Raw genomic sequence first — 15,249 nt, 5'->3', positions numbered from 1 at the left:
TCACCTCGAATTGGGGAAAAACGGTTATTTCCGAAGACCACGGGCAAGTCTAACCTTGCTCGCCATCAACCCGTGAATCCCCCTCTCCAACCTCAGGAGCATGACCATGAACAACCGTCTCGACTTTTACAAGGCAAGCCCGGACGCCATCAAGGCGATGGTCGGGCTGGAACAGCGCATCGGCAAGAGCGCGCTGGAGAAATCGCTGGTGGAACTGGTGCGTCTGCGCGCGTCGCAGATCAATGGCTGCGCGTTCTGCATGGACATGCATTCCAGCGATGCACGCAAGGCCGGCGAGGACGAGCGCCGCCTGGCCACGCTCGGCGCCTGGCGTGAAACCCCGTTCTTCACCGATCGCGAGCGCGCCGCGCTGGCCTGGACCGAATCGCTGACCCTGGTCAGCGAGACCCACGTGCCCGACGCCGTGTGGGCGCAGGTGGAACCGCACTTCTCGCCCGAGGAAATCACCGACCTGACCCTGCTGGTGGTGGCGATCAATGGCTGGAACCGCTTCTCCATCGCCTTCCGCAAGACCCCGGCCTGAGCCCGCGGAGAAACCCGACATGAAAAGCCGATCCCTGCGCCTGCCACTGGCGGCGCTGTTCCTGGCCACGGCCCTCGCCCCGGGGCACCCGTTGCTCGCTCATGAAGGCGGCGGCGGGGAATCGCACCAGCTGCTGATGGTGCAGCCGATCGCCGAAACCGGCGGCAGGCATGTGGTGATGGTGACCGTGAGCTACGCGCCCGGACAGGTTTCACAGCCCCACGTACATCCGGGTCCGGTGTTCGCCTACGTGCTAGAAGGCAGCGTGGTCTCGCAGCTGGAAGGTCAGAGCGCGCACCTACACCAAGGGCCAGAGCTGGTATGAGCCGCCTTACGCGCACCACCTGGTCTCGCGCAACGCCAGTGCCACGGCGCCCGCGCAGCTGCTGGTGTGGGCGCTGGTGGGCGAACACGCACCGATCAAGCTGCCGTTGCCGGCGTCCGGCAAGAACCAGGCGAAGGACCCACCGTCACGTTGATCCCCGCGTGACGGCGCCGGCAAGCTGGCAAGCTTGAAGAAAGCGGAGGCAGCGGGCAGAGTCGACGTCAGCAACGTGCGCCCTGCCCCGTCCTGCCTACCGGTACGCCTCGCATGCCAGACACCGCCACCGTGTTCAACCAGACCGTCACCGCCCATCGTGCCGGTTCGCGTACCGAGGGCGAACCGCCGGTGAAGAAGATCGTCGTGGTCGGTGGCGGCACGGCCGGCTGGATGACCGCCATGCTGCTGGCCGATTCGGCTTACGGGGCGCGCCTGCAGGTCACCGTGATCGAATCGCCGCAGGTCGGCATCGTCGGCGTCGGCGAGGGATCCACGCCGTGGCTGCGCGGCTTCTTCGAGGGACTCGGCATCGAAGAGTCGGAATGGATGCCCGCCTGCCACGCCACCTACAAAAGCGGCATCACCTTCGACAAGTGGTCGACCCGGCCCGGCTTCGAAAGCTACTTCCACGCGTTCGCGTCGATGCTCGACAACATGACGATGACCCAGTTCGTCGACAATGTGCATCGTCGGCTGGACCGCGAGGACGTGCATGCCCATCCCGACCGCTATTTCATCGCCGCCAGGCTGGCGCGCGACTGCCTGGCGCCGAAACCGCGGCGCAGCTTTCCGTTCGACGTCTGGTACGGCTACCACTTCGACGCGGTACTGCTCGGCGCGTTCCTGCAGCGCAAGGCGCTGGAGCGTGGCGTGCACCACGTAGCGCGCCACGTGAACACGGTGACGCTGGACCAGCGCGGCGACATCGCGTCGCTGCAACTGGAGGGCGACGAGACACTGGCGGCCGACTTCTTCGTCGACTGCACCGGCTTCGCCTCGCTGCTGATCGGCAAGGCGCTGAAGACCCCGTTCGTCCCCTATGCCGAGAACCTGTTCAACGACGCGGCGATCGCGCTGCCCACGCCCCACGACGGGCCGATCATGTCGCAGACCATCTCGACCGCGCTGCGCCATGGCTGGGCGTGGAAGATTCCGCTGACCAACCGCCACGGCAACGGCTACGTCTACAGCACCGCGTTCTGCTCGCCGGACGAGGCGGAGACCGAACTGCGCAGCCACCTGGGCCTGCTCGACGCCGACATCCCCGCGCGCCACCTCAAGATGCGCGTGGGCCGGGTCACCCGGCACTGGAACCGCAACTGCGTCGCGATCGGCCTGTCGCAGGGATTCATCGAGCCACTGGAAGCCACCGCCCTGCTGTTCGTGCAGAAAACCGCGGCGCTGCTGGTCGAGGCACTCGAGAAAGGCGACCTTGGCGAAACCGTGCAGGCCAGCTTCAACGAGGCGGTCAACGGACAATTCGAAGGCACCCGCGATTACATCGTCACCCATTACAAGACCAACACGCGCAGCGACACCGACTACTGGCGCGCCAACGCCGCCAACACGAACCTGTCGGAACCGCTGCAACGGCTGCTGAAGACCTGGCTGGCGAGCCGGCCGATCATCGGCGGGATCAGGCAGGGCAGCTTCGGTCGTGGCTATCCGGTGATGTCCTGGTACAGCCTGCTCGCCGGCATGGGGCTGTTCCCCGACCCCGGGGAAATGCGCCCGTCCGCAATCGACCCGCCGCACGACCTCGCCGCGATCGACAACCTGATCGGGCGCAGCGCGATGAACTTCCCCGATCATCGCGAACTGCTGCAGAGGATCCCCATGAAGCCGAAGGAGAGTTCGCTGCAGCTGTATCTGTGGTGAGGCGCCGACCGGGAAGGCAGGGGCGGAGCCCGCTTTCGGAAAGCGCGCTTCGACCCCACCGGTTTCATCCCGACCTCACTGCCGGCTGAAGGTCGCGGCGCGCCGCGGAGGGTGGCACGCCCAGCGTCCCATGAAAACGCGGAAGAACCGCCTGATCCAGGTGGCCTCGTTCGCCTTGCCGTGCGCCCTAATCCGCCCGTCTCTCGCCCCGGGTCGAGACCAGGCGAAGGAACGCTTCGTGCTGGTAGCGGCTCATGCGCAGCTTCTGGCCGGTGTCCATGGTGACGACGTGGTGGCCGTTGAACCACGGATGGATGGCCTGGACGCGCCGCACGTTGATGATGGCGGAGCGATGGACGCGCGCGAAATGCCGCGGATCGAGGCGTGCGGCGAGTGCGCTCATGGTTTCGCGCATTTCATGGACGCGGTCGGCCAGATGGATCTGCACGGTGTTGCGGCTGGCCTTGATCCAGACGATGTCGTCGACGTCGATGAAGGCAACGTGCTCGTCGATGCGCACGGGCAGGCGCTCCAGGTAGTCGTCGCGCTGGCGCAAGGCATCGAGCGCCCGCAGTATCCGCGCGGAGGCCGCGCCATCCAGGCGCTCCCCGGCGGACAATCGTGCCTTCACGCGCAGCAGCGAGTTCGCGAAGCGTTCGCGACTGAATGGCTTCACCAGATAGTCCACCGCGTTCGCCTCGAACGCCCGCACCGCGTACTGCTCGAAGGCGGTGACGAACACCGTCGCCGGCATGCGTTCCGCGCCGATGGTCGCGACCACGTCGATGCCGTTGATCGCGGGCATCTGGATGTCGAGGAAAACCAGGTCGGGCGACTGGCAGCGGATCGCCTCGACCGCCGACACGCCGTCGCCGCATTCACCCAGCAGCTCGATGTCCGGATCGTCGCGCAGCAGGCGCACGATCGCATGCCGCGCGATCGGCTCATCGTCCACGACGAGGGTACCAATGCTCATGCGGCCGCGACCTCGGGCGCGTCGTCGGGTTCCTCGATCTCGCGGAACGGCAGGCGAAGCCGGCAGACCACGCCCTGCGGCCAGATCATCTCGAGGCGTACCTGCGCGATGTCGCCGTACAGCTCACGCAAACGCAGCCCCGTGTTCGACAGACCGATGCCGTGCCCGGACGCGGGCCCTTCCTCGAGCGTGCTGTTGCGGTTGCGCACATCGATGCAGAGACTGTCGCCCTCGCGTCGGATCTCGATCTCGATGCAATCGGCGCCGACCCGCTCACCGATCCCGTGGCGAATGGCATTCTCCACGATCGGCTGCAGGATCAGGCTCGGCACGGCGCAGTCCAGCGCGTCCGGGGCAACATAGATCTGCGTGGTCAGGCGATCCTTGAAGCGCGTGCGCTGGATGCCGAGGTAGAGATCCAGCAGCATCAGTTCCCGCCGCAGGCTGATCTCCTGGCCGTCGTAGTCTTCGAGGAACGCACGCAACAAATCGCTCAGGCGCAGCAGCATGTCCTCCGCCGACAGCTTGTCCTCGTCCAGCAACGTCGCAATCGCATGCAGGGTGTTGAACAGGAAATGCGGCTGCAGCTGTGACTTCAACGCGCGCAGACGCGATTGCGCGAGTTCTGTCGCCATCTGGCTCGCTTCGATCTCGCGGCGCGTCTTTTCGGCGTGGAACTGCATGGCCTGCTGAATCGCGAACAGTGACCAGTAGGCCAGCAAGCCGGTGGCGAAATGCTGGCCAAGAAACTGTCTGACCTGCACATCGAACGAGCTCGGCTCGAATGCGGTCGACACGAATGCGCCCATGAGCATGGCCAGCAGGGTCACGCCCACGCTCGCGGGCAATTGCATGCCCAGCCCGCGCAGGCGCACCGGCGACTGGATCGGGTACTTCGCTGCCAACCGGAACACCAGGGGTGCCAGTGCTGCCCACGAATACCACTGAATAATCGACCAGCGAAGGTCATCGAAGATCGTCCAGGTTCTTCCGTACAACGCGTCTTGCATGGACCGCTGTATCGTAAACACGACCACTACCACCGCCCACAGCCCGAGATAGCGGAACAGACCGATCTTCGTGTTGCCGAGGCGAACCTTCATCGCGGAGTGTCCGGTGGAGTGATGGAGCCATCCTAGGCGCAGCGCACGGTGCTGAAAAGCGATCCGCGACCGCCACTACGATTCGCCCTCGGGTCACGACGATTCGTCCCGAATCGCTTTCCCGGGAGACCACCCATCCGGCCAGATCACGGCACCGAGCACGTGCGCGATGCAGCGCGCGAGCCACCGCCGACATGTCGCCCCCGCCGGAGCCCCACCATGAATCCGACCCACGCCACCGCTTTCACCGTGATGCTTGCCGCCGCTCTCGGCAGCATGGTCGTCACCGCCGCGCCTGCCCGTGCCATGCACGGCGATGCCGGGCGCAGGCCCACGCGATACTTCAACCTCGTGAACGCCACGTTCGACAGCGTGACCGCGCTGGCCATCGCGCCTGCCGGCGGCGACGGCTTCCACGACATCGACCTCGGCAAGCCGCTGCAGGGCGGCCTCAACTCGATGACCTTCGATGTCCCGGGTGGCGGGTGCCTGCGCGATATCCGGGTGACCTTCCACGGCGGACGCATCCTGCTCTACCCGCACATCGACGTCTGCCGATACGAAGGCCTGCGCCTGAAGCCGCAGGACAACAGGCCGGTGCCATCCGTGGCCTCGTCGAGTGGAGATTGACGGTGCATCGCAGAGGCCGGACCCGAGGACGGCAACCGATATCAGGCCGGGCGGCGGGAGGAACGTGCGCCCTGCCCCGAGGCTTTCCGCAAGCCCCGCTTTTCGAACCAATGATGCGCATAGGGGTTGCTGTTGTACGGGGCAATTTCCACGTATCCATTGCGCGCATACAGTGCACGGGCTTCGTCGAGCGTGCGATTGGTATCCAGCTGCAACTTGTCCAGGCCGATGTCGGCGGCGTATTTCTCGAGTGCCTCGAGCATGCGCTGGGCGATGCCGAGCCCGCGGGCCGAAGGCGCGACCCACATGCGCTTGATCTCGCCGAACCGGCGTCCCTTCACCTTGAGTGCGCCGCAGCCCACGGCCTGCCCGTCCAGGTACGCGGCAAGCAACAGGCCCGCGGGCGGCACGAGTTCCCCGGGATCGGCCGACGGGCCGCGCGCGGGATCGAACCCGGCCTCGAAGCGTGCGTCCAGTTCGCGGAAATACGCCTCGATGCAGGCGCGGGCGTCGGCACTGCCGGGATCGATGGGCTCGATCGTCACCATCGACGCACGCATGAGCCGCTCCACCTCGGCCATCGCCGCGATCAGTCGCGCACGCTGCGACTCGCCCAGCGGCGTCAGCAAGGAGGCGGCGAGATCCTGCGAACGCCGGTCGAGCGCGTCCCATTCCCTGCGTCCCTTCCGCGTCAGCGCGACCCGCCGTACCCGGGCGTCGCCGGCAGCGCGCTCCGAGGTTGCGATTCCCTGCCGTTCCAGTGAGCGCAGCAATCGGCTGAGATAGCCCGAATCCAGCAGCAGGCGAGCGCGCAGATCGCGGACGTTCGCGCCATCCCTGCCGATCTCGAACAGCACCCGCGCTTCGCCCAGCGAACGGCCGCGGCCGAGGTAGTCGTCGGTCAGCACGCCTATCCGCTGCGTGACCGCGCGATTGAACAGGCGAACCTGCTGAATCTGTTTTTCGTCCATTACCTGACTATAGTCAGGTAATGGACCGTGTCAACCCGGCAACCCCGCGCAAGACCACGGCGGGAAAGTCCACGCACCTGTGCGTTACGATGCCCTCCTTTCGCCGTATCGCAGCCAACCGCTGCCGCTGCAGGAGATTCCCCATCGTGTCGCATTATTCCGGCCCCCTGCTCACGCGCCCGATCGCCGAGGCGCTGCTGGCTGCACGCGATGCCGGTGCGGCCGAATGGACCGGCTCGCTGGATCTGGGCCGTTCCGGCGGCAGCGTGCTGCTGCAGGCGGATGCCTGGCAGTGGCGCGACCAGCGCTATCCCTATCCGGACAAGCTGAAGGACCGCACGATCTACTACTGGGACGGCGACGGGTTCTCGCCGGTGTCGCGTTTTGCCGGCGCGCTGATCAAGCTGGTACCGACCGAGTGGGGCGCCCCGACGTTCGAGATCGACGGCATCAAGATGCTGCCCACGTCGAAGGAATCGCCGTTCGAGGATGCGCGCCGCAAGGTGGCGCTGGTCGAACCGCGAGGCAAGGTGGTGCTGGACACCTGCGGTGGCCTGGGCTATTTCGCCGCGTGCTGCCTGGAGACGGGTGTGGCACACATCCACTCGTTCGAGAAGAACGCCGACGTGCTGTGGCTGCGCACGCTCAACCCGTGGTCGCCGGACCCTGGCACGGCAGCCAGCGGCGGCCGACTGGAACTCGCTCACGCCGACGTGTCGCAGGCGATCACCCGCTTCGCCGACGCCTCGGTCGACGCGCTGCTGCACGATCCGCCGCGCTTCGGCATCGCCGGCGAGCTCTACTCGCAGGCGTTCTACGGGGAACTGGCGCGCGTCCTGCGTCGTGGCGGGCGCCTGTTCCACTACACCGGCAGCCCGAACAAGCTCACCAGCGGTCGCGATGTGCCGCGCGAAGTGGCGAAACGGCTGGAGAAGGCCGGCTTCAAGGCGCAGCTGGCACTGGACGGCGTGCTCGCGACGAGCCGTCGCTAAGAGGCCCGCACGCACGCAAGTTCCCCCGGCCCCCGGATCCGTCTACAACCCGCCGCTCTTTTCCAGCGCACGACGCATGTCCTTCAGCGCCGCCGCAATGGCGTGCGCATCGATCACGCCGTAGCCGAACGTCACCGCCGGCGCGATGTCGTGCGTCATCGCATAGTCCGCAGTGGATTCCGCGCCGGGCGCGAAGCGCAGTACCGTGGGCAGGAGCCTCGACGCCCGCTCCGGTTCGCGGATGCGCGCGGCGAGGTGCAGTCCGGCTTCGGACGGGATGGGCTCCAGCCAGGGAGCGAGTTCGCCGCGCAACCCGTCGAGCAGCGCTTCACGCCGTTCCGCGTAGATCGGCCGCATGTGGCGTACGTGCCGCGCGAGATGGCCATCGCGGATGAAGGCGGCGAGCGCGGACTGGGTGATGGTGTCGCAGTGAGAATCCGTGCAGTGCTTGACCGTGACGAGACCACCGCGGGCCCAGGCGGGCGCGACCACGAAACCCTTGCGCAACGACGGGAACATGCTTTTGGAGAAGGTCCCGACGTAGAACACCAGGTCGTCGCGGTCGAGCATCTGCAGCGCGTCGAGCGGGCGGCCGCCGAAGCGGAATTCGCCGTCGTAGTCGTCCTCGATGATCACCGCATGGTGGCGGCGGGCGAAGTCGAGCAAGGCGGCGCGCCGGCGCAGGGACATGACTGCGCCGGTGGGCGACTGGTGCGACGGGGTGACGACGATGATGCGCACGTCCGGGGACAGGCGTTCGACGCAAAGACCTTCCTCATCCACCGGCATCGGCAGCAGTTGCGCACCGGCGGCGGCGAAAGCGGCACGGACCGGCGGATAACCGGGCTCCTCCACCGCTACGGCGGTCTGCCCCGGCGTGACCAGCAAGCGCGCGAGCAGATCCATCGCCTGCTGCGCGCCGGAGGTGACGACCACATCATCCGCCGTGCAAGCCACGGCCCTGGCGAACGCGACATGTTGCGCAATGGCCTCGCGCAGCGCGGGAATCCCCTCGGACGGCGCATACGCGAACGGCTCGCGCGAACTCCTGCGCAGGGTTTGCGCCATCAGCCGGCGCCAGACGTCGTGGGGAAAATGACGGTGATCGGGAATGCCCAGCCGGAAGTTGCGCTCGGGCAGCACGCGCGCCGGCGACGGCAGCAGGAACGGCGTACGCCAGATCGGCGCGAAACGTGGCGCTTCAGAACCGGGAACGGCCTTCGACGCCCGGTTCCGCCGTCGCCGGGAAAGATCGGCCACGACCGGCCTGGCACCCTTGCGTGGAATCAGATAACCCTCGGCGATCAGGAGATCGTAGACGCCGACCACGGTGTTGCGTGCCACGCCCAGCCCCCGGGCGACCTTGCGCGTGGCGGGCAATGGCGCATCCGGCAGCAGGCGTCCATCCAGGATCGCTGCGCGCAACTGTTGGTGCAATGCATGCGCGAGCGTGCCCCGACCGCGCGGCAACACCAGGGAAAACGGAAAAACTGGCTCCATCGAATATCCCGATAATGGATCAATCACTGGGCCAGTTTATGCCTAAAGTGAAAGCCGGAACCACGTCGCCAGCCCCGAGGAGACCCGGCCATGACCCTGTCGATCTGCGAAACATGCGGCACGCAATACCCGGATACCCCGACCCACTGCCCGGTCTGCGAGGACGAGCGCCAGTACGTCGGCGCGAAAGGCCAGACGTGGACTACGCACGAAGCCTTGAGGACCAGTCATTCGCTGCGCATCGAGGACGACGACGGCCTGCTCGGGATCGGCCTCGCACCCGGCTTCGCCATCAACCAGCGGGCGCTGTATCTGCCCACGGATGCGGGCAACATCCTGTGGGAGTGTCTCAGCCTGGTCACCGACGAAGCCGTCGCCGCCCTGAGGGCACGCGGCGGGCTGGACCTGATCGCGATCTCGCACCCGCACTTCTACACCTCGATGCTGCAATGGAGCGAGGCGTTCGGCAACGTGCCGATCCTGTTGCACGAAGCGGATCGGGAATGGGTGCGCCGACCCTCGCCGCACATCCAGTTCTGGCGTGGCGACTCGTACCGCCTGTCCGACGCCGTCACGCTGATTCGCAGCGGCGGCCATTTTCCCGGCAGCACCGTGCTGCACTGGAAGGATGCACCGGGACCTGGCGGTGCACTGCTGGCCGGCGATGCACCGCAAGTGGCAAGCAATCGGCGCCACGTCTCGTTCATGCACAGCTACCCCAACTTCGTGCCGATGTCGCCCGCTGCCGTGCGTGGCATGCGCACGCGTCTCGCCGGTTACGCGTTCGAGGATGTCTATGGCTACACCTGGAACCGCAACATCATCGGCGGCGGGCGCGAGGCAGTCGACGCGTCGTTCGAGCTCTACCTGTCGGCCATAGCCGCCTGAACTCGCCCTGCATGGAACCCGACCAATGACCACGCCATCCGTTCGTCTCCAGGACTACCTTCCCGCACGCTTCAGCACCGCCGCCGCCCGGCCATGGGTGCCCTCCTCGACACCCGGCAAGTCGTCCAGCCCGTTGCGCTTCTTCGCCGACGACCGTGGCTTCGTCGAACTGCTGCGGATGGAACCCGGCCTGGTGATGCCACTGCATCGCCATACCGGCGAAATCCACGCGTACAACCTAACCGGCACGCGCCAGCTCTGCACCGGCGAGTTGATCGGCCCCGGCGACTACGTCTACGAACCGCCGGGCAATACCGACTGGTGGAAGATCGTCGGCGACGAACCGATGCTTGCGCTGGTGATCGTCATGGGCACCGTCGAGTTCCTCGGCCCCGGCGGCGTGGTGACCGCTCGGGCTTCGGCCAGCACGCAACTGGCGGAGTACCGGCGCCATTGCCATGAGCAGGGTCTGCCGATGCAGGACCTCGTGGACCGATAGTCGACGCGGGACCCTGTCTACCTCATCGCCGATCGCGGCCGGATTCAACGGTCTCGCCAGGCATCCGGCCAATCACGATGTCGCGCCGGCGGCGACATCGCGTGGCGATTGCGCCGGTGGCATCGACGGCGCGCCGCGGCGCCCGCGGCACAGCGCCTGCGCCGCGTCACCCTGACCTACATGCTCCAGACCGGCCGCACTTCGATGGTGCCGTGGCTCGCGCCGGGGCAGCGCGCGGTCCAGGCCAGCGCCGCATCGAGGTCGGGCACGTCGATCAGGTAGTAGCCGGCCAGCTGTTCCTTGGAGTCCACGTAGGGACCATCCAGCACCTGCGATTTGCCATCGGCGACATGCACGGTGGTGGCGGTGTTGCTGTTTTGCAGGCGGTTCGAGCCCACCAGCACGCCGGCCGCCTTCAGCGCCTGCGTATACGCCCCGTAGGCCGCGACGCCCTGCTCCTGTTCGGCCGGCGTCATCTGCGCCCAGCCATTCTCGTTCGAATACAGCATCAACAGATATTGCATCGGGATTCTCCGCAATGAGTGACCGACGGGCAGTGTGCGCCGCCATTCCCATGACGCGCGAGGCCCGGCGATTTGGACAGCGCCGGCCCGCTGGCCGGCGCTGTCCATCCGTCCTACTTGCGCGGCGCGATGATCTCGCCGAGGTAATCGGGCGTGCCCTTCACGCGTATCAGATGCGGGTACTGCGGGCCGCCGTGGTAATCCACCGGCACGGTACGGTAGGCGCCCTGGTATTTCAGCAGCAGCTGGATCGGCGCCTTGCTGGCCCTGGCCGCCGTGATCGCCTGCTTCAGCACGTCGCTGCTGTAGTCCTGGCCGTCCACCGCGACCAGGGTGGCGCCGCTGCTGACGCCGGCCTTGAACGCCGGGCCGTTCCAGCGCACGTCGTTGATGTGGCCACCCTTGGCCAGAGTCAGGCCGATCGACCAGGTGAAGTTGTACAGGTGCCGGGGCGATTGCGGCCGGTTGTCGTACTGCTTTTCGTAGGCGCTTTCCTGGTCGGTGTAGACCAGCTTCCAGCCGGTTCCCGCCAGGCCGTCCAGCAGCGGTGGGTCGAGCGTATCCACGTGCGCGTGCAGGAAGCCGGCCCAGTCGCATTTCGCCACACCGTTCAGGGCCGCCACCACGTCGTCGAAGGTATAGGTCTTCGTGACGTAGCTGCCGTTGTCGACACCGAAGAACGCGCGCGCGAAATCGTCCAGCGACTTGCGGTCGTGTGTCAGCTCGCGCAGCCTGGCGTCAACCTCCAGCCACATCATCTGGCCGGCGCTGTAGTACTCCTCGCTCATCTGCCAGCTGCGATACGGCAACCCCGAGCGGCGGGCCGCGGTCGGGTCGTTGGTGGTGTCCTGCAGCGTGCGCCACTGGAAGCCCTCGCGATTGCGCTCGTAGTTGGCCGCGGTCATCGCCAGCGCGTCGCGGAACTGTTCTGGCGACCACAGGCCCGAGCGCGCGGTCAGCACGAAACCCCAGTACTGCGTCTGCCCCTCGTACACCCACAGCAGCGAATCGCCCATCGGCACGTTGAAGTTGGGCGTCCACAGGTCGGCCGGACGACGGAACTTTCCGTTCCACGAATGGGCGTACTCGTGCGCCAGCAGGTCGCGGCCGGGTGCGTTGTCGCTCCAGGCGGTGAAGTAGTCCGCATCCATGCCGTCTTCGCTGGACTGGTGATGCTCGGTGCCGTTGCCGCCCAACTGGTCGGACAGCGAGAACAGGAAGTCGTAGTGGTCGTAATGATGCGAGCCGAACAGCGCGGTCGCCTGCGCCACCAGCGCGCGATGCACCTTCAGCTGTTCGGGCGTCATCGCCAGGTACTTCGGCGCGTCGGCGACGATGTCCATATGCACCGGCGCCCCGCCAGGCGGCGTGAGATCCACGCGCTTGAAATACTCGCCGGCGTAGATCGGCGAATCGACCAGGTTGTTGAACGTCACCGGCTTGAACATGGTGGTGTCGTCCGAGTGCGAGGCCGGCTCCAGTGCGCTGCCGAGCTGCCAGCCGTGCGGCAGGGTCACGCTGGGCGCGAAGGTGATGCCGCGCGTGAAATGGCCGGCCGGATACAGCGCCACCTTGCTCCACTCCATGTCCATCATGCGGTCGGTGATCTCGAACCCGCCGTCACGGGGCGACAGGTACTGGAATTCCGCGTCGATGCTGGCCACGCCCGCGGGCACGTCGAGATGGAACGCGTACACGTCGTACTCGTCGCGCTTCCATTTCAACGGCTTGCCGGCGGCGGTGAGCCGGAGGCCGGCCAGCATGGCGATCGGGCCGGTCGGCGAGTGGTCGCCGGGAATCCACTGCGGGTACAGCAGGGTCAAGGCGCCCGCCTGCACGGGGATCGTCTCGTGCACGCGGAAGATGCCCTGCGAGGTGTCGCCGGCATCGACGTGCAGAATGATCGTGCCGGGATACGGCGTGTCCTGCGGCGGCGGCACCCGGGCGCTGCCCGCTTCCTGCGCGCACACGGCAGTGGCCGCGAGCGTCAGCGATACAGCGATGAGAAGACGTGTGACGGTGCGGCGCACGACAGCCGGCAGCCCGGCGGGAAAAGCAAGGATCATGGGGAACTCCGGCCATCCGACAAAAGATTTCCCCAACCTATCATCCCCGGCGCAGCATGAGTTGCACGCCAGGCAATACCGCCTTCCGATGAACCTCCATTCCACCGCAACGACGCCTCGCCGGACGCTTCGCCGCGCCGGGAACGTGCCCCCCGCCGCCTGCCTTTGCCCGGATCGTTGCAACAGTCGTGGCATCACTTCCAGCTGCTTCGGGAAGTGAGCCCGGCACCGTTCCGGAGCGTTCGACGGACGTCCCGACCGCATGGCCGGGCGCAGAGACCAGGCATGACATCGATTGCGCCTTCGCGGTGATCCCCGATCCGGTCAGGTACCGATCCCTCGACGATCCGGCTCGGGCCAGCGGGCCCGCTGTGGATTCCCGGGAACAGAACGGGCGTGGTGGAGTACCGCCACCACGCCCGTAGCTGTCACCTTGCCGAGGACTCAGAGTTCGAATTTCGAGATACGGGTCGCCCAGTTGCCAAGGGCGCCGCGCGTGCCGCCGCACTGGAACATCGGTGCGGTCAGGTAGTCGGTCAGGGTGCAGGTCTGCGCGATGTACTCCGATGCGGTCCAGATCCTGTCGCCATCGGTCGCGGCCGCGCCATAGTCGCCCCAGCGCGGCCGATTGCCGGCGAGATAGGGGATGCCGGTAAAGCCGTCCCAGGGACCCGCGCCCGCCGCGGCAATGTGGACGTCGCCGGCACCGATTTTCGCATCGAAGCTGGCGTAACCCGCACTGGGATAGTTGTCGGGACCGACCACGGTGAACGCGATGACGCCACGTCCGCTTCGGGTGACCGCGGCAGCGCCGTAGGTCAGATTCGCGTCGGGCAGGGCCAGCGTGCCGTTGGCGAAGAGCCCGCCCGAATGCGGGTTGATCACGAAGTAGTTGATGCCCGAGCCATGAGTTCCATCGGCCAGCAGGACATCGGTATCCAGCGTGCCCCACAGCTTGCCGTTGGCGTAGGTCACCTGCTGCATGCGCGAATCATTCACCGCCATCGGGCGCGGCGTCGGGTAGACGATGTTCGGGTAGCCGAGATAGGTCGGTGCGCACCCGGTCAGGGCAAAGCAGTCGCGCAAGGGTGTATCACCGGGCTTCTGCTGGACCAGACTGGTCGGCACGGCATAGTCCTGCACGGTCAGCGGCGAGACGTCCAGGTTGAGCGCCGTGGGGGCCTTGTCGATGGCCCGTGTGTTCGACACCGACCACAGCCACAAGGTATTGGACGTGCCGGAGTCGTAGAACACGGCGTCCGAGCTGAGCAGGTATTCGGTCCCTCCCCTGGCACCGGCAAACTGCCCGTCCGGCGAAGTGGCCGGCCAGACCGTGAACGCCGGCGCCGGAATGTTCGGATCGCCGCCGTTGAACAACACGACGTTCGGTGACGCGGCGCCATGCACCAGGGCCTTCTTGGAGATGGCGTAGATCTGCGCTCCGTAGAAGCCGGAACCGAACAGTGCGAACTCGTTGGTGGTCAGGAAGATCGCGTTGTTGTCGGCGCCGATGTGCGGGTAGTCTCCCAGGCAGAATCCGCCGTCGCAGCCGTGGTCCGGGGTGCCCTGCGTGCCGTTGTTCTGCACCGGCAGATGGTAGATATTCCAGGCACCGGTGGGATTGGCAGTCTGACTGACCGCGATATCCAGGTGATTGGTGCCGGCCAGCGACGATGTCGTACCCACGCGATCGAGCGTCAACACGACCTGGAACCAGCGCCGGGTGTCCGAGTCGTAGTAGCACGACGGATCGGTGATGCTGGGTCCGTACGCTCCGGTGCTGCGATTGATCGCCGCGGGGTAGCCATAGAACGTATTGAGATCGACGGGACCGACGAGCTCGTTGCCGGATTTGTCATAGACGGCCAATACGTCGTTGACACTTTCCATGACGAAGCCGTTGCCGACGCACAACCCCTGGTCGGGCGGCTCCACCGAAAACTGGTTGCCACCATTGGCGTAACGCTGGTCGTGGAAATTCAGACCGTCGAAGCCCCCGCGCAATTCGGGATTCGACTTCGCGCGCCGGCCATGCCCCATCCAGTTGCGTCCATGATGGCCATGACGACGGCCGATCGTTCGGTTCACCACGGGCTGGGGCCCGAGGTCGCCGGCATCACCCGAATCGGCGTCCCCGCCGGCCATCGCGGGATCCTGTTCCAGGCTGGTCAATGGTGCGCCCCCAAGAGGCGTGGTCACGGGTACCGTGGTGCCTCCTTTTTGCAGTGTGAGCGAGGTTGGTGGCGCGCCTAGTGCGCACGTGGCGAACGCCACGGCTGCCATGGCGATCAGCAATCGAGTCTTCATTGCACCGGTCTCCTGTGCGTATGGTTAGGTGACCGCGCCCCCTGTAAGA

14 protein-coding genes are annotated in these 15,249 nt (G+C 66.4%); 7 read left to right on the top strand and 7 right to left on the bottom strand.

Features of this window, described 5'->3' with window-relative positions:
• The first annotated feature begins 106 nt into the window (after positions 1–106).
• From ACFPPA_RS06470 to ACFPPA_RS06460, 3 genes are all read left to right on the top strand, one after another.
• Complete coding sequence (locus ACFPPA_RS06470) at positions 107–544, top strand: carboxymuconolactone decarboxylase family protein (protein ID WP_377318416.1); 438 nt, start codon at positions 107–109, stop codon at positions 542–544.
• Between the two features lie 19 nt (positions 545–563).
• Entirely contained in the window at positions 564–869 is a 306-nt protein-coding gene (locus ACFPPA_RS06465) for a cupin domain-containing protein (protein WP_377318414.1), read from the top strand.
• Positions 870–1,136: 267 nt separating this feature from the next.
• A complete protein-coding gene (locus ACFPPA_RS06460) occupies positions 1,137–2,744 on the top strand; it encodes a tryptophan halogenase family protein (RefSeq protein ID WP_377318412.1) in 1,608 nt (535 codons plus the stop codon).
• Positions 2,745–2,931: 187 nt separating this feature from the next.
• Here ACFPPA_RS06460 and ACFPPA_RS06455 read toward each other — a convergent pair whose 3' ends face one another.
• Positions 2,932–3,720, bottom strand: a complete 789-nt coding sequence (locus tag ACFPPA_RS06455) for a LytR/AlgR family response regulator transcription factor (protein WP_377318410.1) — start codon at positions 3,718–3,720, stop codon at positions 2,932–2,934.
• On the bottom strand, positions 3,717–4,823 hold the full coding sequence (locus tag ACFPPA_RS06450) for a sensor histidine kinase (protein WP_377318408.1): 1,107 nt from the start codon (positions 4,821–4,823) through the stop codon (positions 3,717–3,719). The genes ACFPPA_RS06455 and ACFPPA_RS06450 overlap by 4 nt, the downstream gene beginning before the upstream one ends.
• 219 nt (positions 4,824–5,042) lie before the next feature.
• Between ACFPPA_RS06450 and ACFPPA_RS06445 the strand changes: the two genes are divergently transcribed.
• Complete coding sequence (locus tag ACFPPA_RS06445; protein WP_377318406.1) at positions 5,043–5,453, top strand: hypothetical protein; 411 nt, start codon at positions 5,043–5,045, stop codon at positions 5,451–5,453.
• A gap of 41 nt (positions 5,454–5,494) precedes the next feature.
• Here the strand turns inward: ACFPPA_RS06445 and ACFPPA_RS06440 are convergent, their stop codons facing one another.
• Entirely contained in the window at positions 5,495–6,361 is an 867-nt protein-coding gene (locus tag ACFPPA_RS06440) for a bifunctional helix-turn-helix transcriptional regulator/GNAT family N-acetyltransferase (RefSeq protein ID WP_377318404.1), read from the bottom strand.
• Positions 6,362–6,513: 152 nt separating this feature from the next.
• Between ACFPPA_RS06440 and ACFPPA_RS06435 the strand changes: the two genes are divergently transcribed.
• On the top strand, positions 6,514–7,416 hold the full coding sequence (locus tag ACFPPA_RS06435; RefSeq protein ID WP_377318402.1) for a class I SAM-dependent methyltransferase: 903 nt from the start codon (positions 6,514–6,516) through the stop codon (positions 7,414–7,416).
• A 42-nt stretch (positions 7,417–7,458) separates the two neighbouring features.
• Here ACFPPA_RS06435 and pdxR read toward each other — a convergent pair whose 3' ends face one another.
• Positions 7,459–8,916, bottom strand: coding sequence for a MocR-like pyridoxine biosynthesis transcription factor PdxR (pdxR, locus tag ACFPPA_RS06430; protein WP_377318400.1), 1,458 nt, complete (start codon positions 8,914–8,916; stop codon positions 7,459–7,461).
• 90 nt (positions 8,917–9,006) lie between these two features.
• Between pdxR and ACFPPA_RS06425 the strand changes: the two genes are divergently transcribed.
• Complete coding sequence (locus tag ACFPPA_RS06425; RefSeq protein ID WP_377318398.1) at positions 9,007–9,804, top strand: MBL fold metallo-hydrolase; 798 nt, start codon at positions 9,007–9,009, stop codon at positions 9,802–9,804.
• Positions 9,805–9,829: 25 nt separating this feature from the next.
• Positions 9,830–10,303, top strand: a complete 474-nt coding sequence (locus tag ACFPPA_RS06420; RefSeq protein ID WP_377318396.1) for a cupin domain-containing protein — start codon at positions 9,830–9,832, stop codon at positions 10,301–10,303.
• Positions 10,304–10,479: 176 nt separating this feature from the next.
• Here the strand turns inward: ACFPPA_RS06420 and ACFPPA_RS06415 are convergent, their stop codons facing one another.
• From ACFPPA_RS06415 to ACFPPA_RS06405, 3 genes are all read right to left on the bottom strand, one after another.
• On the bottom strand, positions 10,480–10,827 hold the full coding sequence (locus ACFPPA_RS06415) for a YciI family protein (protein ID WP_377318394.1): 348 nt from the start codon (positions 10,825–10,827) through the stop codon (positions 10,480–10,482).
• Between the two features lie 113 nt (positions 10,828–10,940).
• On the bottom strand, positions 10,941–12,893 hold the full coding sequence (locus ACFPPA_RS06410; protein WP_377318392.1) for a M61 family metallopeptidase: 1,953 nt from the start codon (positions 12,891–12,893) through the stop codon (positions 10,941–10,943).
• Between the two features lie 444 nt (positions 12,894–13,337).
• Positions 13,338–15,092: a hypothetical protein gene (locus tag ACFPPA_RS06405; protein WP_377318390.1), complete on the bottom strand. Its 1,755-nt coding sequence runs from the start codon at positions 15,090–15,092 to the stop codon at positions 13,338–13,340.
• Positions 15,093–15,249 lie beyond the last annotated feature (157 nt).

This window comes from Rhodanobacter ginsengisoli, assembly GCF_042657065.1.
GTDB classification, from domain to species: Bacteria; Pseudomonadota; Gammaproteobacteria; order Xanthomonadales; family Rhodanobacteraceae; genus Rhodanobacter; species Rhodanobacter ginsengisoli.
Note: the sequence above shows the minus strand (reverse complement) of the source record. Positions and strands in the feature narration are given on the sequence as shown.

Coding starts and splice junctions, on each gene's coding strand:
- ACFPPA_RS06420 (WP_377318396.1), top strand. CDS start 9,830: ATGACCACGCCATCCGTTCGTCTCCAGGACTACCTTCCCGCACGCTTC.
- ACFPPA_RS06460 (WP_377318412.1), top strand. CDS start 1,137: ATGCCAGACACCGCCACCGTGTTCAACCAGACCGTCACCGCCCATCGT.
- ACFPPA_RS06425 (WP_377318398.1), top strand. CDS start 9,007: ATGACCCTGTCGATCTGCGAAACATGCGGCACGCAATACCCGGATACC.
- ACFPPA_RS06445 (WP_377318406.1), top strand. CDS start 5,043: ATGAATCCGACCCACGCCACCGCTTTCACCGTGATGCTTGCCGCCGCT.
- ACFPPA_RS06470 (WP_377318416.1), top strand. CDS start 107: ATGAACAACCGTCTCGACTTTTACAAGGCAAGCCCGGACGCCATCAAG.
- ACFPPA_RS06465 (WP_377318414.1), top strand. CDS start 564: ATGAAAAGCCGATCCCTGCGCCTGCCACTGGCGGCGCTGTTCCTGGCC.
- ACFPPA_RS06435 (WP_377318402.1), top strand. CDS start 6,514: ATGCCCTCCTTTCGCCGTATCGCAGCCAACCGCTGCCGCTGCAGGAGA.
- ACFPPA_RS06455 (WP_377318410.1), bottom strand. CDS start 3,720: ATGAGCATTGGTACCCTCGTCGTGGACGATGAGCCGATCGCGCGGCAT.
- ACFPPA_RS06410 (WP_377318392.1), bottom strand. CDS start 12,893: ATGATCCTTGCTTTTCCCGCCGGGCTGCCGGCTGTCGTGCGCCGCACC.
- pdxR (WP_377318400.1), bottom strand. CDS start 8,916: ATGGAGCCAGTTTTTCCGTTTTCCCTGGTGTTGCCGCGCGGTCGGGGC.
- ACFPPA_RS06415 (WP_377318394.1), bottom strand. CDS start 10,827: ATGCAATATCTGTTGATGCTGTATTCGAACGAGAATGGCTGGGCGCAG.
- ACFPPA_RS06450 (WP_377318408.1), bottom strand. CDS start 4,823: ATGAAGGTTCGCCTCGGCAACACGAAGATCGGTCTGTTCCGCTATCTC.